Origin of the sequence: Halorubrum sp. Eb13, from assembly GCF_002252895.1 — an archaeon.
GTDB lineage: Archaea > Halobacteriota > Halobacteria > Halobacteriales > Haloferacaceae > Halorubrum.
Map to the genome: position 1 here is coordinate 19,218 of NZ_NHPE01000007.1, position 17,391 is coordinate 36,608.

28 protein-coding genes and 1 tRNA gene are annotated in these 17,391 nt (G+C 68.5%); 27 read left to right on the plus strand and 2 right to left on the minus strand.

The features are described from left to right. Positions 1 to 30 precede the first annotated feature (30 nt). Positions 31 to 867, minus strand: coding sequence for an aldo/keto reductase (locus tag DJ75_RS00460; RefSeq protein WP_094521918.1), 837 nt, complete (start codon positions 865 to 867; stop codon positions 31 to 33). Between the two features lie 535 nt (positions 868 to 1,402). Continuing rightward, positions 1,403 to 1,473 (minus strand) — tRNA-Gly (locus DJ75_RS00465). A gap of 138 nt (positions 1,474 to 1,611) precedes the next feature. Here DJ75_RS00465 and DJ75_RS00470 point away from each other — a divergent pair. From DJ75_RS00470 to DJ75_RS00600, 27 genes are all read left to right on the plus strand, one after another. After that, positions 1,612 to 2,898 carry a PQQ-dependent sugar dehydrogenase gene (locus tag DJ75_RS00470; protein WP_094521919.1) on the plus strand — a complete coding sequence of 429 codons (1,287 nt, stop codon included), beginning with the start codon at positions 1,612 to 1,614 and terminating at the stop codon, positions 2,896 to 2,898. Between the two features lie 108 nt (positions 2,899 to 3,006). Then, a complete protein-coding gene (locus DJ75_RS00475; protein ID WP_094521920.1) occupies positions 3,007 to 3,279 on the plus strand; it encodes a hypothetical protein in 273 nt (90 codons plus the stop codon). A gap of 54 nt (positions 3,280 to 3,333) precedes the next feature. Then, on the plus strand, positions 3,334 to 4,284 hold the full coding sequence (locus tag DJ75_RS00480) for a helix-turn-helix transcriptional regulator (RefSeq protein ID WP_094521921.1): 951 nt from the start codon (positions 3,334 to 3,336) through the stop codon (positions 4,282 to 4,284). Positions 4,285 to 4,530: 246 nt separating this feature from the next. After that, positions 4,531 to 5,397 carry a putative RNA uridine N3 methyltransferase gene (locus DJ75_RS00485; protein ID WP_094521988.1) on the plus strand — a complete coding sequence of 289 codons (867 nt, stop codon included), beginning with the start codon at positions 4,531 to 4,533 and terminating at the stop codon, positions 5,395 to 5,397. A 4-nt stretch (positions 5,398 to 5,401) separates the two neighbouring features. After that, positions 5,402 to 6,418 carry a 50S ribosomal protein L3 gene (locus tag DJ75_RS00490; RefSeq protein ID WP_094521922.1) on the plus strand — a complete coding sequence of 339 codons (1,017 nt, stop codon included), beginning with the start codon at positions 5,402 to 5,404 and terminating at the stop codon, positions 6,416 to 6,418. Positions 6,419 to 6,421: 3 nt separating this feature from the next. Further along, positions 6,422 to 7,168 (plus strand): 50S ribosomal protein L4, encoded by a 747-nt coding sequence (rpl4p, locus tag DJ75_RS00495; RefSeq protein ID WP_094521923.1) that lies wholly within the window; start codon positions 6,422 to 6,424, stop codon positions 7,166 to 7,168. Further along, positions 7,165 to 7,419, plus strand: a complete 255-nt coding sequence (locus tag DJ75_RS00500) for a 50S ribosomal protein L23 (protein ID WP_094521924.1) — start codon at positions 7,165 to 7,167, stop codon at positions 7,417 to 7,419. The genes rpl4p and DJ75_RS00500 overlap by 4 nt, the downstream gene beginning before the upstream one ends. 1 nt (position 7,420) lies before the next feature. Then, positions 7,421 to 8,143 carry a 50S ribosomal protein L2 gene (locus tag DJ75_RS00505; RefSeq protein ID WP_008007907.1) on the plus strand — a complete coding sequence of 241 codons (723 nt, stop codon included), beginning with the start codon at positions 7,421 to 7,423 and terminating at the stop codon, positions 8,141 to 8,143. Then, positions 8,140 to 8,565 carry a 30S ribosomal protein S19 gene (locus tag DJ75_RS00510; RefSeq protein WP_094521925.1) on the plus strand — a complete coding sequence of 142 codons (426 nt, stop codon included), beginning with the start codon at positions 8,140 to 8,142 and terminating at the stop codon, positions 8,563 to 8,565. Before DJ75_RS00505 ends, DJ75_RS00510 begins: the two co-directional genes overlap by 4 nt. A 3-nt stretch (positions 8,566 to 8,568) precedes the next feature. Next, a complete protein-coding gene (locus DJ75_RS00515; protein WP_094521926.1) occupies positions 8,569 to 9,033 on the plus strand; it encodes a 50S ribosomal protein L22 in 465 nt (154 codons plus the stop codon). Beyond that, complete coding sequence (locus tag DJ75_RS00520; protein ID WP_094521927.1) at positions 9,033 to 9,965, plus strand: 30S ribosomal protein S3; 933 nt, start codon at positions 9,033 to 9,035, stop codon at positions 9,963 to 9,965. The genes DJ75_RS00515 and DJ75_RS00520 overlap by 1 nt, the downstream gene beginning before the upstream one ends. Further along, entirely contained in the window at positions 9,966 to 10,178 is a 213-nt protein-coding gene (rpmC, locus tag DJ75_RS00525) for a 50S ribosomal protein L29 (RefSeq protein WP_094521928.1), read from the plus strand. Between the two features lies 1 nt (position 10,179). Further along, entirely contained in the window at positions 10,180 to 10,638 is a 459-nt protein-coding gene (locus tag DJ75_RS00530; protein WP_094521929.1) for a ribonuclease P protein component 1, read from the plus strand. Then, positions 10,629 to 10,973 carry a 30S ribosomal protein S17 gene (locus tag DJ75_RS00535; RefSeq protein ID WP_094521930.1) on the plus strand — a complete coding sequence of 115 codons (345 nt, stop codon included), beginning with the start codon at positions 10,629 to 10,631 and terminating at the stop codon, positions 10,971 to 10,973. The genes DJ75_RS00530 and DJ75_RS00535 overlap by 10 nt, the downstream gene beginning before the upstream one ends. Then, the gene (locus DJ75_RS00540) at positions 10,973 to 11,371 is read left to right on the plus strand and encodes a 50S ribosomal protein L14 (RefSeq protein ID WP_094521931.1); all 399 of its coding nucleotides are present in this window, start codon (positions 10,973 to 10,975) and stop codon (positions 11,369 to 11,371) included. The genes DJ75_RS00535 and DJ75_RS00540 overlap by 1 nt, the downstream gene beginning before the upstream one ends. A 2-nt stretch (positions 11,372 to 11,373) precedes the next feature. Beyond that, positions 11,374 to 11,730: a 50S ribosomal protein L24 gene (gene rplX, locus DJ75_RS00545; RefSeq protein ID WP_094521932.1), complete on the plus strand. Its 357-nt coding sequence runs from the start codon at positions 11,374 to 11,376 to the stop codon at positions 11,728 to 11,730. Continuing rightward, positions 11,727 to 12,452, plus strand: coding sequence for a 30S ribosomal protein S4e (locus DJ75_RS00550; protein ID WP_094521933.1), 726 nt, complete (start codon positions 11,727 to 11,729; stop codon positions 12,450 to 12,452). Before rplX ends, DJ75_RS00550 begins: the two co-directional genes overlap by 4 nt. Further along, positions 12,445 to 12,969 (plus strand): 50S ribosomal protein L5, encoded by a 525-nt coding sequence (locus DJ75_RS00555; protein ID WP_094521934.1) that lies wholly within the window; start codon positions 12,445 to 12,447, stop codon positions 12,967 to 12,969. The genes DJ75_RS00550 and DJ75_RS00555 overlap by 8 nt, the downstream gene beginning before the upstream one ends. Next, a complete protein-coding gene (locus tag DJ75_RS00560) occupies positions 12,966 to 13,139 on the plus strand; it encodes a 30S ribosomal protein S14 (protein WP_094521935.1) in 174 nt (57 codons plus the stop codon). Before DJ75_RS00555 ends, DJ75_RS00560 begins: the two co-directional genes overlap by 4 nt. Before the next feature lie 2 nt (positions 13,140 to 13,141). Continuing rightward, positions 13,142 to 13,534, plus strand: coding sequence for a 30S ribosomal protein S8 (locus DJ75_RS00565; protein WP_004047215.1), 393 nt, complete (start codon positions 13,142 to 13,144; stop codon positions 13,532 to 13,534). Between the two features lie 2 nt (positions 13,535 to 13,536). Continuing rightward, the gene (locus tag DJ75_RS00570) at positions 13,537 to 14,070 is read left to right on the plus strand and encodes a 50S ribosomal protein L6 (RefSeq protein ID WP_094521936.1); all 534 of its coding nucleotides are present in this window, start codon (positions 13,537 to 13,539) and stop codon (positions 14,068 to 14,070) included. A 3-nt stretch (positions 14,071 to 14,073) separates the two neighbouring features. Further along, positions 14,074 to 14,781 carry a 50S ribosomal protein L32e gene (locus DJ75_RS00575; RefSeq protein ID WP_094521937.1) on the plus strand — a complete coding sequence of 236 codons (708 nt, stop codon included), beginning with the start codon at positions 14,074 to 14,076 and terminating at the stop codon, positions 14,779 to 14,781. Then, the gene (locus tag DJ75_RS00580) at positions 14,774 to 15,235 is read left to right on the plus strand and encodes a 50S ribosomal protein L19e (RefSeq protein WP_094521938.1); all 462 of its coding nucleotides are present in this window, start codon (positions 14,774 to 14,776) and stop codon (positions 15,233 to 15,235) included. The genes DJ75_RS00575 and DJ75_RS00580 overlap by 8 nt, the downstream gene beginning before the upstream one ends. Next, a complete protein-coding gene (locus DJ75_RS00585) occupies positions 15,235 to 15,792 on the plus strand; it encodes a 50S ribosomal protein L18 (protein ID WP_094521939.1) in 558 nt (185 codons plus the stop codon). The genes DJ75_RS00580 and DJ75_RS00585 overlap by 1 nt, the downstream gene beginning before the upstream one ends. Then, entirely contained in the window at positions 15,785 to 16,432 is a 648-nt protein-coding gene (locus tag DJ75_RS00590) for a 30S ribosomal protein S5 (RefSeq protein ID WP_094521940.1), read from the plus strand. Before DJ75_RS00585 ends, DJ75_RS00590 begins: the two co-directional genes overlap by 8 nt. Then, positions 16,432 to 16,896 carry a 50S ribosomal protein L30 gene (locus DJ75_RS00595; RefSeq protein WP_094521941.1) on the plus strand — a complete coding sequence of 155 codons (465 nt, stop codon included), beginning with the start codon at positions 16,432 to 16,434 and terminating at the stop codon, positions 16,894 to 16,896. Before DJ75_RS00590 ends, DJ75_RS00595 begins: the two co-directional genes overlap by 1 nt. Continuing rightward, positions 16,893 to 17,390 carry an uL15m family ribosomal protein gene (locus DJ75_RS00600; RefSeq protein ID WP_094521942.1) on the plus strand — a complete coding sequence of 166 codons (498 nt, stop codon included), beginning with the start codon at positions 16,893 to 16,895 and terminating at the stop codon, positions 17,388 to 17,390. The genes DJ75_RS00595 and DJ75_RS00600 overlap by 4 nt, the downstream gene beginning before the upstream one ends. Position 17,391 lies beyond the last annotated feature (1 nt).

A 17,391-nucleotide genomic window follows, 5' to 3' on the forward strand; every position in this document is an offset into this window, starting at 1 on the left:
GGACGGGGTCGGTCGGCGACGCGAGCCGCCTCACTGCTCGATCCCGTACACGTCGCTCGTCCAGTCGCGGGCCGGGGTGTCGTACACCGGCTCGTCGCGGTCGCGCTCGTCGAGGCGCCGCCGGTCGGCCGCGTCGAGCTCCCAGTCGAGGTCGGCGTTGGCCCGGACGTGGTCCGGCGTGGACGACCGCGGCAGCGGGACCACGCCGCGGTCGACCGCCCACCGGAGCACGACCTGCGCGGGGCTCCTGTCGTACTTCTCGGCGAGCCCGGCGACGACCTCGTCGCCGAACACGTCCGTCCGCGCGAGCGGCGCCGCGGCCTCGATCACGGTGTCGGACTCGCGGCAGTAGTCGACGAGGTCGGCCCGCTGGAAGTACGGGTGGAACTCGATCTGGTTCACCGCGATCGGCACGTCCGAGACGTGGTGCGCGCAGCTCAGCTGGTAGGCGCTGAAGTTCGAGACGCCGACGTCGCGGACGAGTCCCCGGTCGCGGAGCTCCGCCATCGCCCGGAGGGTCTCGCGCAGCGAGATGGCCGGGTTGGGCCAGTGGACGAGGTACAAGTCGAGGTAGTCGGTGCCGAGCCGGTCGAGCGACGCCTCGCAGGAGGCGATCAGCGACTCGTAGTTGAGGTTCTTCGCGAGCACCTTCGAGGTGAGGAACACCTCGTCGCGGTCGTACTCCGCGAGGACGTCGCCGATGACCTCCTCGTTGCGATACCCCTCTGCGGTGTCGATGTGCGCGTAGCCGGCGTCGAGCGCCGCGCGGACGCTCTCGGCCGTCTGCTCGTCGTCGAGGTCGTACGTGCCCAGTCCGAGCGCCGGCAGCTCGGCGCCGCTCGGGAGCGTCTTCGTTGGAACGGTCACACGCCACGGGTTCGCCGGATCGCCGATTGAAACTACCGGTCGGGGAACCCCGGCACCTTTCGATCCCCAGCGGTCGCGTGACCGTATTTAATGACAATGAGATGAGACGAGGATCGCTCATAAAAGACGACGATAGCTTATAAACAACGATGCGGTGGCGCGCGCCTGCGAGCGCCCCTCGGGGCGCGAGGAGCGCGTGCGAGGGAGGCGGCGGGCCGGCGCGGCTCGGCCCGCGCCGGGCCGTCCGCCGAGGCTGGGGAGGCGTGAGGTGCGGGCTTTGGCGGTGTTCACCGCGCCGGCAACGATTCATAAGTAACTGATAGCGTTCACATCACTCGGTGATTTCGCTCACTCCGTTCGCTGCGCGCGACTGATAGCGTTCAAATCACTCGGTGATTTCTCTCACTTCGTTCGCGAGTTCGCTGAACGGAGTGAAGCGAACGCTGACTGACGGAGTCAGTTAGAAAATGCACCGGCCGAGACTCCCCGCGAGTGAAACGAGCGGGGAGTCAGGGCGGTGCACGACTGAAAAGAGTGCACCGGCCGAGATTTGAACTCGGGTTGCAACCATGGCAAGGTTGCGTGATACCACTACACTACCGGTGCGTGCTTCGCATCTGCACATAGCCCGAGTCGGAGATATAAGGGTTCCGAACGCGGGCCGGGCTGGCGGGCCTCCCCGCCCGGACCGCACGCCGGAAGCGTCATCGGGCTCCCGACCAAGACGGAGACGAGACGACCCACATGACGCGCCGATCCGCCCACCTCGCCGACAGACGCAGCGTCCTCCGAGCGACCGGCGGGCTCGCCGTCCTCTCGACCGCCGGCTGTCTCGGCGGCGGAGGCGCCGACGACGGCGCGGACGGCGGCGGCACCGGAACCGACGGCGGCACCGATGACGGCGACGACGCCCTCCCGGACGACGGCGACGACGTCGAGTACGCGGTCGAGCGCGTCGCGGAGGGGTTCGAGGACCCGTGGGGGCTCGCCTTCCTCCCCGGCGACGGGCGCCTCCTCGTCACCGAGCGGCCCGGCCGGCTCTCACTTGTCGACCCCGGATCGGGAACCGTCGAGTCCGTCGCGGGCGCGCCCGACGTGTTCGCGGCGGGACAAGGCGGGCTGCTCGACGTCGCGGTCCACCCCGACTACCCGGACGACCGCCGCGTGTACCTCACGTACTCGGCGGCCGCGGAGGACTCTCCCGCCGACGGGAGCGGCGCGACGACCCACGTCGGCGCCGGCCGCCTCGACCCCCCGGCGCTCTCGGGGTTCGAGGCGGTCCGCGTCGCCGAGCCGTTCCGCGACACGGACCTGCACTTCGGCTCGCGCGCGACGTTCGGCCCCGACGGCGCGCTGTTCGTCACCGTCGGGGACCGGCGCGACACCGAGTTCGGCCCGGACCACGTCTCGCAGGACCCGTCGAACGAGCTCGGGGCGACGCTCCGGCTGACGCCCGACGGCGACGCCCACCCGGACAACCCGTTCGCCGACGACCCGGACGCGTCGGACGCGGTGTACAGCTACGGCCATCGGAACCCGCAGGCGATGGCCGTCCGGCCCGAGACGGGGGCGGTCTGGCAGTGCGAGCACGGCGAGGAGGACGGCGACGAGATCAACGTCGTCGAACGCGGCGGCGACTACGGCTGGCCGGTAGCGAGCGAGGCGTGCCGGTACGGCACCGACGACCCCCTCGCACCGGGCCACGACGAGCGCGGCGACGTCGTCGCGCCGGTCCACTACTGGCCCTGCGGCTCCGGCGGGTTCCCCCCGAGCGGGGCGGTCTTCTACGACGGCGACGCGTTTCCCGCGTGGCGGGGCGACCTGTTCGCCGGCACGCTCGCGGCGCAGTACCTCGGCCGGTTCACGGTCGAGGGCGCGGGCGCCGCCGAGGCCGACGTCACCGAGCGCGACCCCCTGCTCGACGACCGGGAGTGGCGCATGCGCGCGATCGCGGTCGAGCCGTCGACGGGCCACCTCTACGTCGCCGTCGACGACCCCGACGCGCCGGTCGTCCGGATCGTCCCGGCCTGAAGCGCGGTCCGACTCGTGCCGGCTTACTCAAACGAATTTACGTAGCTTTCCCTACAAAAACATCGTTCAGATTACACTTATTCCCTCGCGGCGCGTAGCATCGACCGCATGAGACCCGACGGAACGCGGACGCGACGCGACGCATCGAACCCCCCGCGGGGGCCGCCACCGACGGTGCGCGGATCGGCGCTGTTGGTCGCGGCCATGCTCGGGGTCCTCGTCGCCGCCTCGTACCCGGTCGCGAGCGCGGGGGTCGCGAGCGCCGCCCTCGCCGTGTACTACGGGGCGCGGCCGATCGCTCGGCGGCTCCGAAAGCGTGCCGACGACTGGGACCCTCGGCCGGTGTGCGTGCCCGGGACGGGCGTCTGTCTCGGCGCGTGACGGGCGCACGCCACGACAGGCTCTTTACATGAGGCGGACCGACGGGGTACCACGATGACCGAGGAGCGTCCGGACGGTCGGCTGTCGCCCGACGAGGCGTTTGCCGCGCTCGGCGACGAGGTCCGGGTGCGGATCCTGCGCGCCCTCGGCGATGCCGCTGAGCCGCTCGCCTTCTCAGAGCTGTACGACCGGCTCCCCGTCGACGACACGGCGAGGTTCAACTACCACCTCGGCGAGCTCCGCGGCCACTTCGTCCGGAAGACCGCGGACGGCTACGCGCTGGACCACCCGGGCCGACGCGTCGTCGAAGCGATCCGCTCCGGGGCGGTCACCGACGACCCGGAGCTCGACCGGACGCCGGTCGAGGACCGCTGTCCGACCTGCGAGCGACCGCTGGAGATCCAGTGGCGCGACGGCAGCGTCGAGGTGTTCTGCCCGGCGTGCGAGAGCCGGTGGGACCGCTCGTGGGGCCGGGTCGGCGGCCCCGAGGAGACGGCGTCGGGATACCTCGGCCGGCTCCCGTTTCCCCCGGCGGGGCTCCGGGGGCGAACGCCGGGCGAGGTGCTCCGCGCCGCCCACGCGTGGACGAACCTCGAACTGCTCGCCGTCGGCTCCGGGATCTGCCCGCGTTGCGCGGCGTCCGTCGAGACCGAACTGGACGCCTGCGCGGACCACGAGCGCGACGGCGTCTGCTCGAACTGCCGGTCCCGGTTCGCGGTGCTGCTGAAGGCGTCGTGTCCCAACTGCCCCTACGAGATGGGGTGCGCCGCCGGACCCGGGCTCCTGTCGTCGCCGGAGCTGTTGGGGTTCATGCTCGATCACGGGCTCGACCCGTTCTCGCCCCGGTCGGTCCTCCGCCTCGACCGGTTCCTCAACGAGTACGACGAGGCGGTCCGGTCGACGGATCCCCTCCGGGCCACGCTGACGTTCTCGGTCGACGGCGACGAGCTCGCGCTCACCGTGGACGGGAACGGCGACGTCGTCGGGGACTCGTCGGAGCGATAGCGCCGGATCGGCTCGGCCGCCCCGTGTCGCTCCAGGCCTCGGATCGTTTTGGGCGGCCTCGGATCGTTTCGGGCGGCCTCGGATCGTCTTGAGCGATCTCGGTTCGACCCGATCCGTGTGATAGACTCTCTCGATCCGACGGGTCGAAACGCCCGTCAGACCCCGTGTGAACGCGGCACAGCCCGGAAACGGGACCGCTATCCTTTTACGGTGCCGTCCGAAATCGAGGGGTACAGTCTCGCCACGATGCGTACCGAAGACGGACTCACGATCTGTATTCCGTCTTCGGTCGTCCGGGAGGCCGAGGACGACCGCGAGGCGACTCGCAAACTCGGTTACGTCGCCCGCGCGGCGGCGGTGTTCCGGGCGGATCGACTGGTCGTCTTCCCAGACGCGGAAGGCGAGCGGCGACGGGGCGGCGAGTACGTTCGGACCGTGCTGGGGTACGCCGCGACCCCTCCGGAGCTCCGGAAGGACCTCTGGGGGGAGCGCGACGAACTCCGGTACGCCGGCGTGCTCCCGCCGCTCCGCGTGCCGTGGCGGACCGGCTCGACCCCTAGCGGGGAAGAGTCGAAAACACAGGGACTCGTGACCGAGGTCGGACCTGAAGGCCGCGTCCGGGTCAATTCCCCGCTGCGGGAACACCCGATCTCCCTGCTCGTCCCCTCCGGAATGGAGGTCGAGCAGGGGGAGCGCGTCACCATCAGGGTCTCTTCGAGAGAACCGGTCCGCGCCCGCATCACCGGGAAGCCCGAGGCGGGCTTCCAGGTCGTGAACGCGGACCTGTCGGAAGCGCTCGCCGGCGACGGACTGGCCGTCGCGACGTCGCGACACGGGGAGGAACTCTCCGTCTCGCGGCTCGGCGGCATCGTCTCGGACGCGCGGGAGGCCGGCGGCTACGCCGTCGCCTTCGGCGCGCCCGAGCGGGGGCTTCCGGAGATGCTCGGGCTTTCGCCCGACGACATTCGGGCGGCCGTCGCCGACGGCCGTCCGGTCGAACCCGATCCGGGGTTCGACCTCTGGCTGAATACGATCCCGGCACAGAGCAGCGAGGTCGTCCGAACGGAGGAGGCTCTGTTCGTGACTCTCGGCTCGCTCACACTCACGGAGTAAACACATGGCACAACCAAACCGACCGAGAAAAGGCTCGCTGGGTTACGGCCCACGGACCCGCGCCGACCGAGAGGTCCCGCGTATTCGCTCGTGGCCCGACGACGACGGAGCCCCCGCACTGCAGGGGTTCGCCGGCTACAAGGCCGGAATGACGCACGTCGTTATGGTCAACGACGAGGCCAACTCGCCGCGTGAGGGAATGGAAGAGTCCGTTCCCGTCACCGTCGTCGAGACGCCGCCGATGTACGCGGTGGCCCTGCGCGCCTACGAACAGACGGCGTACGGAAAGAAGCCGGTCGAAGAGGTCTGGGCGACCGAGTTCCACGAGGAGCTCGATCGCGCGCTCGACCTCCCGGCGGAGAACACCTTCGAGGAGGACGCAGAGGAGCTTCGCGCGTTGCTCGACGACGGCGTCGTCGACGACGTCCGCGTCATCACTCACACCGTCCCCTCGGAGCTCGCGAACATCCCCAAGAAGAAGCCCGACGTCATGGAGACCCGAGTCGGCGGCGGCTCCCTCGAGGAGCGCGTCGAGTTCGGGCTCGACCTCGTCGGGGAGGGCGGCGCCCACGAGTTCGGCGACGTCTTCCGCGCCGGTCAGTACACCGACGTCTCGGGCATCACGAAGGGGAAGGGGACGCAGGGTCCCGTCAAGCGCTGGGGCGTACAGAAGCGGAAGGGCAAACACGCCCGCCAGGGATGGCGGCGCCGGATCGGTAACCTCGGTCCGTGGAACCCCTCCCGCGTTCGCTCCACCGTTCCCCAGCAGGGGCAGACCGGCTACCACCAGCGCACCGAGCTCAACAAGCGCCTCATCGACTTCGGCGAGGGCGACGACGCCTCCGTCGACGGCGGCTTCGTCAACTACGGCGAGGTCGACGGCGAGTACGCGCTCATCAAGGGCTCGCTGCCCGGTCCGGACCAGCGCCTGCTTCGGTTCCGCCCGGCCATCCGGCCGAACGACCAGCCGCGCCTCGACCCCGAGGTCCGGTACGTATCCACCGCATCCAACCAGGGATAATACATGAACGCAACAGTACACGACCTGGACGGCGGGGACGCGGGCAGCGTCGAGCTGCCGGCGATCTTCGAGACCGCGTTCCGACCGGACCTCATCGGTCGAGCGGTCTCCGCCGCACAGGCTAACCGGAAGCAGGCCTACGGTGCCGACGAGTTCGCCGGGCTGCGAACCCCCGCGGAGTCGTTCGGCTCCGGGCGCGGGCTCGCGCACATCCCGCGCTCCGAGAACGTCGCCCGCCGCGTCCCGAGCGCCGTCTCGGGCCGCGCCGCGCACCCGCCGAAGGCCGAGAAGGACCAGACGAAGAAACTGAACGACAAGGAGCGACAGCTCGCGATCCGGTCGGCCGTCGCGGCCACCACCGACGCCGAGCTCGTCGCCGAGCGCGGTCACGCGTTCGACGACGACCTGGCGCTCCCGCTCGTCGTCTCCGACGAGTTCGAGGACTTACAGAAGACCCAGGAGGCCCTGGGCGTGCTGGAGGCCGTCGGCGCCGACGCCGACATCGAGCGCGCCGAGGAGGGCCGCTCCGTGCGGTCCGGCCGCGGGAAGACCCGCGGTCGCAAGTACAGCCAACCCAAGTCCGTCCTCGTCGTCACCAGCGAGGAGCCGTCCCGCGCCGCCCGGAACCTCTCGGGCGTCGACGTCGCGACCGCGGGCGAGGTCAACGCTGAGGACCTCGCGCCGGGCGGACACCCGGGACGACTCACGCTGTGGACCGAGAGCGCGATCGAGGAGGTGGCAGACCGATGAACTCCATCATCGAGCACCCGCTCGTCACCGAGCAGGCGATGAACGAGATGGACTTCAAGAACAAGCTGCTGTTCCTCGTCGACATCGACGCGACGAAGCCCGAGGTCCGCGAGGAGGTCCAAGACCGCTACGACGTCACCGTCACCGACGTGAACACGCAGGTGACCTCGAAGGGGAAGAAGAAGGCGACGGTCACGCTCTCCGAGGACGACGACGCGACCGAAATCGCCTCGCGCATCGGGGTGTTCTGATATGGGACGACGAATCCAAGGACAGCGGCGTGGACGCGGCGGCCCGACGTTCCGGGCCCCCTCCCACCGCTATAAGGCGGAACTGTCGCACAAGAAGCTCGAAGACGTGGACACGATCACCGGCGAGATCGTCGGGATCGAACACGACCCGGCCCGCTCGGCTCCGCTCGCGGAGATCGAGTTCGAGGACGACGACCGTCGGCTCGTGCTCGCGCCGGAAGGCGTGCGCGTGGGCGAGACGATTCAGGTCGGCGTGAGCGCGGAGATCAAGCCCGGGAACACGCTCCCGCTGGCCGAAATCCCCGAGGGCGTTCCGGTCTGTAACGTCGAGAGCAACCGCGGGGACGGCGGGAAGTTCGCGCGCGCCTCCGGCGTGTCCGCGACGCTCCTCACCCACGACCGCGACGTCGCGGTCGTCCAGCTCCCCAGCGGGGAAGTGAAGCGGCTTGACCCGCAGTGCCGCGCCACGATCGGCGTGGTCGCGGGCGGCGGCCGGACGGAGAAGCCCTTCGTCAAGGCCGGCAACAAGTACCACAAGATGAAGGCGCGCGGGACGAAATACCCGCGCGTGCGCGGCGTCGCGATGAACGCCGTCGACCACCCCTTCGGCGGGGGCGGTCGCCAACACCCCGGACAGCCGAAGTCCGTCTCGCGGGACGCCCCGCCGGGACGCAAAGTGGGTGACATCGCATCCAAGCGCACCGGACGAGGTGGCAACAAATGAGTTCCAACTACCGAACCGGCCGCGAGGGCAAGGAGTTCGCCTACCGCGGTCACTCGCTCGACGAGCTGCAGGAGATGGACGTCGAAGACGTCGCGGAACTGCTCCCCGCACGCCAGCGGCGAAGCATCGTTCGCGGCCTCGGCACCGAACAGCAGAAGCTGCTGGAGAAGGCCCGAACCCGCGACAAGGAGACGACGGCGGACGATCCGATCCGGACGCATCTGCGCGACATGCCGATCCTTCCGGAGTTCGTCGGCGTCACCTTCTCCGTGTACAACGGACACAGCTTCGAGCGCGTGCAGGTCGAACCCCAGATGATCGGACACTACCTGGGCGAGTTCCACCTCACGCGAAGCACCGTCGAACACGGTCAGGCCGGCATCGGCGCGACCCGGTCCTCGAAGTTCGTGCCGCTCAAGTAACCCATGGGAATCAACTACAGCGTCGAGGCCGACCCGGAGACCACCGCCAAGGGGATGCTCCGCGACCGGCCCATCAGCGTGAAGGACAGCAAGGAGATCTCCCGGGAGATCAAAGGCGAGACCGTCGCCGACGCCGAGGAGTTCCTCCAGGAAGTCATCGACGAGGAGACCTCGGTGCCGATGCGCCAGCACAACGCCGGCGCGGGCCACCGCTCCGACATCGACGGCTGGGACGCGGGCCGCTACCCCGAGAAGGCCGCCAAGGACTTCCTCAAGCTCCTGGAGAACGTCAAGAACAACGCGACAGAACAGGGATTCGACGGCGACGAGATGGTCATCAAACACGTCGCCCCCCACAAGGTCGGTGAGCGACCCGGGCGGAACCCGCGAGCCGCGGGCGCCACCCAGTGGAACACCACGCTCGCCGACGTCGAACTCATCATCGAGGACCCGGAGGCCGACGAATAATGGCTGACGAACACCAATTCATCGAGGACGGCCTGCGCCGTTCACAGATCAACGAGTTCTTCGCGGACGAGCTCGGCCGAGCCGGCTACGGCGGCATGGACGTCGCCAAGACGCCGATGGGCACGCAGATCGTGCTGAAGGCCGAAAAGCCCGGCATGGTGATCGGGAAAGGCGGGAAGAACATCCGCAAGATCACCACCGAGCTCGAGGACCGCTTCGACATGGACGACCCGCAGATCGACGTTCAGGAGGTCGACGAGCCCGACCTGAACGCCCAGATCGTCGCGGACCGTCTCGCGAACGCTCTCGAACGCGGCTGGTACTTCCGGAAGGCCGGTCACACGACGATCGACCGGATCATGGACGCCGGCGCGCTGGGCGCCGAAATCGTCCTGTCCGGGAAGGTCACCGGCGCGCGTTCGCGCGTCGAGAAGTTCAACCGCGGCTACATCAAGCACAACGGCGAGCCCGCGGAGGAGGTCGTCGACCACGGCCAGGGCGTCGCGGTGATGAAGCTCGGGACGATCGGCGTCAACGTGAAGATCATCCCGCCGGGCGCGAAGCTCCCGGACGACTTCGATATCCGCGAGGACGCCGAGGTCCCGGAGGTCGAGCAGGCCGCCGCGGGCGACGACGAAGGCGTCGAAGCGCTCCTCGAAGAGGAGCCAGAGGAGGTGCCGGACGTCGGCGCCGACGACGACGTCGAGGTGCCCGACGACGACCCCACCGACGTCATCGACGAGGAGGTCGTCGAGGAGGTCGTCGAGGAGACGCAAGACACGGCCGCGGAGGCGACCGATGTCGCCCCCGAGGAGCCGGTCGGCGACGCCGACGCGGACGACATCGACGAGCTCGACGAGGAGATCGAATCGGAGGCGGCGGACCTCGTCGCGGAGATGGAAGCCGCTGACGACGAAGAGGAGGACGAGTAAATGGCGATCCTCTACACAGACGAGATCCGCGACATGACGGCGGCCGAGCGGCAGGTCGAGCTCGAGGAGCTCGAGACCGAGCTGCTCAACTCGAAGGCGCAGCGCGCCGCCGGCGGCATGCCGGAGAGTCCGGGCCGCGTCAAGGAACTGAAGAAGACGATCGCGCGGATCAAGACGATCCAGCAGGAAGAAGGCGACTTCGACGACGAATAAGATGATATCCCCCGACACACTCGTCCGGCACGAGCTCGTCGGCCTCCCGGTTCGGGTGGCCGACGCCGCCAGCGACGCCCACGCGGGCATCGCCGGCCGCGTGCTGTCCGAGACGTTCGGCACCATCGTGGTCCGAACGCCGTCGGGGGACAAGCGCGTGCCCAAGTCGGGCGCGACGCTGGAGTTCGCGGTCGTCGACGTCCCGACCGTCCGCACAGATGAAGCCGCCGGCGACGCGCAGTCGTCGGGGTCCGCGTCCCAACTCGGGTCGGATACTACGGGGGTCCGCCCCCGTCAGTCTGGCCCGTCCGGGTCCGCAAGCGTCGTCACCGGTGACGACGCGGGTCCGGCGAGCCACCGCGGCGAGTGCAAAGACGCGGTCTACGTAACGGTGGATGGCGATCGGTTGCGGCATCGACCCGCCGAACGCACCGAACGAGGTGTCACACAATGGCGATAGGAATCGACGTACCCACGCCTCCGGAGCCAGACAACCCGGAGGATTACGACTACGAGAAGTGCCCGTTCCACGGGCAGCTCTCCGTCCGCGGCCAAACCCGCGAGGGAACGGTCGTGTCGACGGATATGGAAAAGACCGTCATCGTCGAGCGAGAATACGACGTGTTCGTACCGAAATACGATCGGTACATGAAGCGTCGCTCGCGCATCCCGGCCCACGTGCCGGGCGTGCTCGACTCGCTCGAAGTCGGTGACGAAGTGAAGATCGCGGAAACGCGACCGCTCTCGAAGACGAAGTCCCACGTCGTCGTCGAGAACCTGTCGGGTGATCAGTGATGGAGGCGCTAAAGGCCGACGTCACGCAGGGGCTCTCGAAGGGCTCGCTCATCACGTGCGCCGACAACACCGGCGCGCGTGAGCTGAAGGTGATCTCCGTCGCCGGCTACTCCGGCACGAAGAACCGCCACCCGAAGGCAGGTATCGGCGACAAGGTGACCGTCTCGGTCACCAAAGGGACCCCGGAGATGCGGCGGCAGGTGCTGGAGGCGGTCGTCGTCCGCCAGCGCAAGCCGATCCGCCGTCCGAGCGGGACCCGCGTGAAGTTCGAGGACAACGCGGCCGTCATCATCGACGACCTCGAGGAGCCGCGGGGCACCGAGATCAAGGGCCCCGTCGCCCGCGAGGTCGCCGAACGATTCGGAAGCATCGCCTCGACCGCGACGATGATCGTCTAACCATGACGAAACAGCCACGCAAACAGCGAAAACGGTCGGAGACCGCGCCGCTCCACGAGCGGCAGAACCAGGTCCGAGCAACCCTCACGGAGGAGCTCCGCGAGGAGTACGGACAGCGCAACGTCCGCGTCAACGCCGGCGACACCGTCGAGGTGCTTCGCGGCGACGCGGCCGGGACGGAGGCGGAAGTCGTCGCCGTCGACCTGTCCGCGGAACGGATCACCGTCGAGGACGTCACCGTCGAGAAGGCGGACGGGGAGGAAGTTCCCCGTCCGATCCCGGCGAGCAACGTCCGGGTGACCGATCTGGACCTGGAAGACGAACGCCGGGAGGCGCGGCTCCAGGAGGATAACGAATGACGCGACATCAGAAGCGACTGGCAGTACCGAACTCCTGGCCGGTCGAGCGAAAGACGAACACATTCACCGTCAAGGCCGGCGCCGGCCCGCACGGTGAGGCGGGCGTTCCGCTCGTCGTCCTGCTGCGGGACGTGCTCGGTTACGTCGACTCGACGAAGGAGGCGCGCTACGCGCTGAACAACGACTCGGTCCTCGTCAACGGCGACGCGATCTCGGACGAGCAGCGTCCGATCGGGATGTTCGACATCCTGGCGTTCCCCGAGCGCGGGGAGTTCTTCCGCGTCTTCCCCGACGAGGGCGGTCGGCTCGCGCTGACCCCCGTCGACGAGGAGGCCGCGGGCAGCCGGCTCGGGAAGATCACGAACAAGTCGGTCGTCCCCGGCGGCGCCGTCCAGTTGACGCTCCACGACGGAACGAACGTGCGCGTCGACGCGGACACACCGTACGACACCAAGGACTCGATCGTCGTCGACAACGAGACCAAGGAGGTCGTCGCCCACTTCGAGTACGAAGAGGGCGCCCTCGTCACCGCCGTTGCCGGCCAGCACGCCGGGCGGATCGGCGAGGTCGACGCCATCGACGTGACGCTCGGCTCGGGCTCGAACACCGTGTTCGTCGGCGACGACGACGACGGCTACGAGACGGTCGAGGAGTACCTCGTCGTCATCGACGAGAACTTCACCGGCGACGACGCCGACGAGGCGGGTGATTCGGATGAGTGAAGCCGAGAGCGCCCCTCACGAGATGCGCGAGCCGTATCTCGAGAAGGTCGTCGTCCACATGGGCGTCGGGCAGGGCGGTGAACCCCTCGCCGACGCCGAGGAGATCATCGAGGAGATCACGGAGCAGCAGTCGGTCCGGACCACCTCGAAGCGCACCATAGCCGAGTTCGGGATCCGCAAGGGCGACCCGATCGGCGTCAAGGTGACGCTGCGGGGCGAGGACGCACACGAGTTCCTCGCAACCGCGCTCGACGTCGTCGACGTCTCGCGGAGTCAGTTCGACGACACGGGCAACCTGAGCTTCGGTGTCGAGGACCACACCGACTTCCCGAGCCAGGAGTACAACCCCAACATCGGCATCTACGGGCTCGACGTGACGACGACGATCGTCCGGCCCGGCTACCGCGTGTCGAAGCGGGACAAGGCGACGGCGTCGATCCCCGCGAAACACCGGATGACCGTCGAGGACGCGGCCGCGTTCCTCGAGACCAACTTCGACGTAGAGGTAACGGAATGAGCGAAGCGAACAACGACACGGGCGAACACGCGGCGAAGCGCACCGGCTCCCGGCACACCTGCCGGCGGTGCGACCGCGAGCAGGGGCTTGTCGGCAAGTACGACATCAACCTCTGCCGGCAGTGTTTCCGCGAGGTCGCCCGAGACATGGGATTCGAGAAGTACAGCTGATCATGACAGGAAACGATCCATTCACCAACGCGCTCGCCGGCATGGACAACGCCGAGAGCGTTGGCCACCTGTCGTACACGGTTGAGCCCGCCTCAAACATCATCGGCTCCGTCCTCGAGGTCCTCTACGACCGCGGGTACGTCGACGGCTTCGAGTACGTCGACGACGGGAAAGCCGGGAAGTTCGAGGTCGAACTGAAAGGCGCGATCAACGAGTGTGGCGCCGTCAAGCCCCGCTACTCCGCGGGCGCAGACGAGTTCGAGAAGTGGGAGAAGCGGTACCTCCCCGCCCGTGACTACGGGACGCTCATCGTCACGACGAGCCACGGCGTCATGAGCCACTACGAGGCCCGCGAAGAGGGCATCGGCGGCCAAGTGATCGCATACGTCTACTAACAATGAACAGAGTCGAAATCGAAATTCCGGACGACGTCTCCGCCGAGACCGACCACCTCGAACTCACCGTCGAGGGTCCCAACGGGAGCGTCACGCGACGCCTCTGGTACCCCGACGTCGAGGTCACGGTCGAGGACGGTGCCGTCGCGATCGCCTCCGAGAACGAGGACGCGAAGACGAACGCCACGGTCGGCACATTCGAGAGCCACGTCACCAACATGATCCACGGCGTCACCGAGGGATGGGAGTACACGATGGAAGTGTACTACGCCCACTTCCCGATGCAGGTGACCGTGGAGGGCGACGAGGTCGTCATCGAGAACTTCCTCGGCGAGCGAGCACAGCGACGCACCCCGGTCCGCGGGGACACGGACGTACAGGTCGACGGCGAGACGGTCACGCTCTCGGGCTCCGACAAGGAGGCCGTCGGGCAGACCGCCGCCGACATCGAACAGCTGACGAAGGTGACCGACAAGGACACGCGCGTCTTCCAGGACGGCGTGTACATCGTCGAGAAGCCCACCGGAGGTGCCTAACCAATGGCCGAAGAACTGGAAGACATCAGCGGTGTCGGTCCCTCGAAGGCGGACGCCCTTCGCGAGGCCGGCTACGAGACGGTCGAGGACGTGAAGGCCGCCTCCCAGTCGGAGCTCTCCGAGGTCGACGGCGTCGGCAACGCGCTCGCAGCGCGTATCAAGGCCGACGTCGGCGGGCTGGAGGTCGACGAGGAGGCGGACGCGGAAATCGAAGACGAGACGGACGAGGAGGAGGCCGACGAGGCCGCCGCCGACGAGGACGTCGAGACGGAGCTTCGCCCCCGCGGTCACGCCGAGAAGACGCCGGAGCTGGACGACGAGACCGCTCGCGCGCTCGCGCAGAAGCACCGCGAGGGGAAACCGCAGTTCAACCGGCAGGACTACCACAAGAAAAAGCGGATCCCGACGTCGTGGCGCAAGCCGCGCGGCGGGCTCTCCAAGCAGCGCCGGCGCATGAAGGCGAAGGGCCCCGTCGTCGAGGCTGGGTTCCGGTCGCCGAAGGCGTCGCGCGACCTGCACCCGAGCGGCTTCGAGGAGGTCCGCGTGCACAACACGGACGATCTCGAAGGCGTCGACGGCGACACGCAGGCGGTGCGGATCGCCTCGAAGGTCGGCGGTCGCAAGCGCGAACTGATCGAAGACGAGGCGGAGGAGCGCGAGATCCGCGTGCTGAACCCGACCTACGTCGAAGTGGAGGTCGACGATGAGTGACCTGAAAGCGCAGAAACGGCTCGCAGCGGACGAGCTGGACGTCGGCAAGGGCCGCGTCTGGCTCGACCCCGAGGCACAGGAGGAGATCGAGGACGCCATCACGCGAGAGGACGTCCGCGAACTCATCGAGCAGGGCACGATCCGCGCGAAGGACGCGAAAACGAACTCCCGCGGACAGGCCCGCGAGCGCGCCGCGAAGCGCTCGTACGGACACAAGTCCGGCGCCGGTACCCGGAAGGGGAAAGCCGGCGCGCGACAGAACACGAAAGACGACTGGAAGGCGCGGATCCGCGCGATGCGGACCCGCCTGAAGGAGCTCCGCGACGACGAGGACGTCCTCGACGCCACGGAGTACCGCACGCTCTACAACAAGGCGAGCGGTGGCGAGTTCGAGGACGTCGCCCGACTGGAGGCGTACATCCAGACGCAGTACGGCTACGAGGTGACAGAGTAATGGCGACAGGACCACGATACAAGGTGCCGATGCGGCGCCGCCGCGAGGTCCGGACGGATTACCATCAGAGGTTGCGCCTGCTGAAATCGGGCAAGCCTCGCCTGGTCGCCCGGGTGAGCAACGCTCACGTCAGGGCGCAGCTGGTGACTCCCGGATCCGACGGCGACGAGACCCACGCGGCCGCCTCCAGCGAGGACCTCGCGGAGTACGGCTGGGACGCCCCCACGGGCAACCTTCCCAGCGCGTACCTCACCGGGTACCTCGCGGGCGCTCGCGCAGTCGACGCCGGCCTCGAAGAGGCCGTCCTCGACATCGGGCTCAACACGGCGACGCCCGGCAACAAGACGTTTGCAGTACAGGAAGGAGCGATCGACGCCGGCCTCGAGATCCCGCACAACGACGGCGTGCTGGCCGACTGGTCGCGTACGCGAGGCGAACACATCGCCGCGTACGACGACCAGCTCGACGAGCCGCTGTACAGCGGCGAGTTCGACGCGGCCGACTTACCCGAGCACTTCGACGACGTGCTCGCGACAATCCAGGAGGACCATGAGTAGACACAACGACGGCTGGGAACCGCGGACGCGACTCGGCCGCAAGGTACAGAACGGCGACATCTCGTCGATGGAACAGGCGCTCGACTCCGGCCTCCCGATGAAGGAGGCCGAGATCGTCGACCAGCTCCTCCCGGGGCTGGAAGACGAGGTGCTGGACATCAACATGGTCCAGCGCATGACCGACTCCGGCCGCCGCGTGAAGTTCCGCTGCGTGGTCGCCGTGGGCAACCGCGACGGCTACCTCGGCTACGCGCAGGCCCGGGACGACCAGGTCGGCGGCGCCATCCAGAAGGCGATCGACGTCGCGAAGCTGAACATCATCCAGGTGGACCGCGGCTCCGGGTCCTGGGAGGACCAGCCCGGCGGCACGAACTCCCTGACCCGAACGGCGAAGGGTAAGGCTGGCTCCGTCACCGTCGAGATCAAGCCCGCCCCGCAGGGGCTGGGCCTTGCGGCCGCGGAGACGGTCCGGAACATTCTGGAGCTCGCCGGCGTCGAGGACGCCTGGACGAACTCCGACGGCAACACCCGCACGACCGTCAACCTCGCGAAGGCGACGTTCAACGCGCTGGAGAACGCGGCGCAGTCCCGCACTCCGCAGCACGCCCGCGAGGTCCACTACGACGAGGTGAGCGAGTGATGCAAGCGATCGTACAGCTCCGCGGCGACGTCAACCTGGAGCACGGCGTCGAGGACACGCTCGACATGCTGAACATCGGGCGCGTCAACCACGCGACGTTCGTCCCGGAGACGGACTCGTACGGCGGGATGATCACCAAGGTGAACGACATCGTCGCGTTCGGGGAACCGAGCGTCGACGCCGTCGCGACCACTATCGCTCGGCGCGGCGAGCCCCTCGAGGGCTCGGCCGACGTCGACGACGAGTGGATCGACGACAACACCGACTACGCCGACTTGGAGGCGCTGGCCGAGGCGCTCGTCGCCGAGGAGACGACCCTGCGCGATCAGGGGCTCTCTCCGACGCTGCGGCTCCACGCGCCCCGCGGCGGTCACGAGGGGATCAAACACCCCGTGATCGAGGGCGGCGAGCTCGGGAAACACACGACCGAGGAGATCGACGGTCTCCTGGAGGCGATGCGATGACGAGCAAGAAACGTCGACAGCGCGGGTCCCGTACCCACGGCGGCGGAACGCACAAGAACCGGCGCGGCGCCGGTCACCGCGGCGGCCGCGGCGCGGCCGGCCGCGCGAAACACGAGTTCCACAACTACGGACCGCTCGGTAAGTACGGCTTCAAGCGCCCCGAGGACGCGCAGACGGAAGTCCTCGAGGTCAAAGTCCAGAAACTCGACGAGGACGCGGCGCTGTACGCCGCGGAGGACCTCGCCGAGGAGGACGGCGACGCGTACGTCATCGACGCGCGCGACGTCGTCGACGACGGCTACGACGCCGACGTCGTGAAGGTGCTCGGCGGCGGACAGGTCCGCCGCGAGCTCCACGTCACCGCCGACGCGTTCACCGCCGGTGCGGTCGAACTGATCGAGGAGGCTGGCGGCGAGGCGACGCTCTCCGAGCGCGCCGAGGAAGCCGCTGCCGAATCAGAAAACACTTCAGACGACGAGACTGACGAGGCGTAAT

Bases quoted from the DNA above. Each gene is read 5' to 3' on its own strand.
- DJ75_RS00470 (WP_094521919.1), top strand. From the start codon at position 1,612: ATGACGCGCCGATCCGCCCACCTCGCCGACAGACGCAGCGTCCTCCGA.
- DJ75_RS00475 (WP_094521920.1), top strand. From the start codon at position 3,007: ATGAGACCCGACGGAACGCGGACGCGACGCGACGCATCGAACCCCCCG.
- DJ75_RS00480 (WP_094521921.1), top strand. From the start codon at position 3,334: ATGACCGAGGAGCGTCCGGACGGTCGGCTGTCGCCCGACGAGGCGTTT.
- DJ75_RS00485 (WP_094521988.1), top strand. From the start codon at position 4,531: ATGCGTACCGAAGACGGACTCACGATCTGTATTCCGTCTTCGGTCGTC.
- DJ75_RS00490 (WP_094521922.1), top strand. From the start codon at position 5,402: ATGGCACAACCAAACCGACCGAGAAAAGGCTCGCTGGGTTACGGCCCA.
- rpl4p (WP_094521923.1), top strand. From the start codon at position 6,422: ATGAACGCAACAGTACACGACCTGGACGGCGGGGACGCGGGCAGCGTC.
- DJ75_RS00500 (WP_094521924.1), top strand. From the start codon at position 7,165: ATGAACTCCATCATCGAGCACCCGCTCGTCACCGAGCAGGCGATGAAC.
- DJ75_RS00505 (WP_008007907.1), top strand. From the start codon at position 7,421: ATGGGACGACGAATCCAAGGACAGCGGCGTGGACGCGGCGGCCCGACG.
- DJ75_RS00510 (WP_094521925.1), top strand. From the start codon at position 8,140: ATGAGTTCCAACTACCGAACCGGCCGCGAGGGCAAGGAGTTCGCCTAC.
- DJ75_RS00515 (WP_094521926.1), top strand. From the start codon at position 8,569: ATGGGAATCAACTACAGCGTCGAGGCCGACCCGGAGACCACCGCCAAG.
- DJ75_RS00520 (WP_094521927.1), top strand. From the start codon at position 9,033: ATGGCTGACGAACACCAATTCATCGAGGACGGCCTGCGCCGTTCACAG.
- rpmC (WP_094521928.1), top strand. From the start codon at position 9,966: ATGGCGATCCTCTACACAGACGAGATCCGCGACATGACGGCGGCCGAG.
- DJ75_RS00530 (WP_094521929.1), top strand. From the start codon at position 10,180: ATGATATCCCCCGACACACTCGTCCGGCACGAGCTCGTCGGCCTCCCG.
- DJ75_RS00535 (WP_094521930.1), top strand. From the start codon at position 10,629: ATGGCGATAGGAATCGACGTACCCACGCCTCCGGAGCCAGACAACCCG.
- DJ75_RS00540 (WP_094521931.1), top strand. From the start codon at position 10,973: ATGGAGGCGCTAAAGGCCGACGTCACGCAGGGGCTCTCGAAGGGCTCG.
- rplX (WP_094521932.1), top strand. From the start codon at position 11,374: ATGACGAAACAGCCACGCAAACAGCGAAAACGGTCGGAGACCGCGCCG.
- DJ75_RS00550 (WP_094521933.1), top strand. From the start codon at position 11,727: ATGACGCGACATCAGAAGCGACTGGCAGTACCGAACTCCTGGCCGGTC.
- DJ75_RS00555 (WP_094521934.1), top strand. From the start codon at position 12,445: ATGAGTGAAGCCGAGAGCGCCCCTCACGAGATGCGCGAGCCGTATCTC.
- DJ75_RS00560 (WP_094521935.1), top strand. From the start codon at position 12,966: ATGAGCGAAGCGAACAACGACACGGGCGAACACGCGGCGAAGCGCACC.
- DJ75_RS00565 (WP_004047215.1), top strand. From the start codon at position 13,142: ATGACAGGAAACGATCCATTCACCAACGCGCTCGCCGGCATGGACAAC.
- DJ75_RS00570 (WP_094521936.1), top strand. From the start codon at position 13,537: ATGAACAGAGTCGAAATCGAAATTCCGGACGACGTCTCCGCCGAGACC.
- DJ75_RS00575 (WP_094521937.1), top strand. From the start codon at position 14,074: ATGGCCGAAGAACTGGAAGACATCAGCGGTGTCGGTCCCTCGAAGGCG.
- DJ75_RS00580 (WP_094521938.1), top strand. From the start codon at position 14,774: ATGAGTGACCTGAAAGCGCAGAAACGGCTCGCAGCGGACGAGCTGGAC.
- DJ75_RS00585 (WP_094521939.1), top strand. From the start codon at position 15,235: ATGGCGACAGGACCACGATACAAGGTGCCGATGCGGCGCCGCCGCGAG.
- DJ75_RS00590 (WP_094521940.1), top strand. From the start codon at position 15,785: ATGAGTAGACACAACGACGGCTGGGAACCGCGGACGCGACTCGGCCGC.
- DJ75_RS00595 (WP_094521941.1), top strand. From the start codon at position 16,432: ATGCAAGCGATCGTACAGCTCCGCGGCGACGTCAACCTGGAGCACGGC.
- DJ75_RS00600 (WP_094521942.1), top strand. From the start codon at position 16,893: ATGACGAGCAAGAAACGTCGACAGCGCGGGTCCCGTACCCACGGCGGC.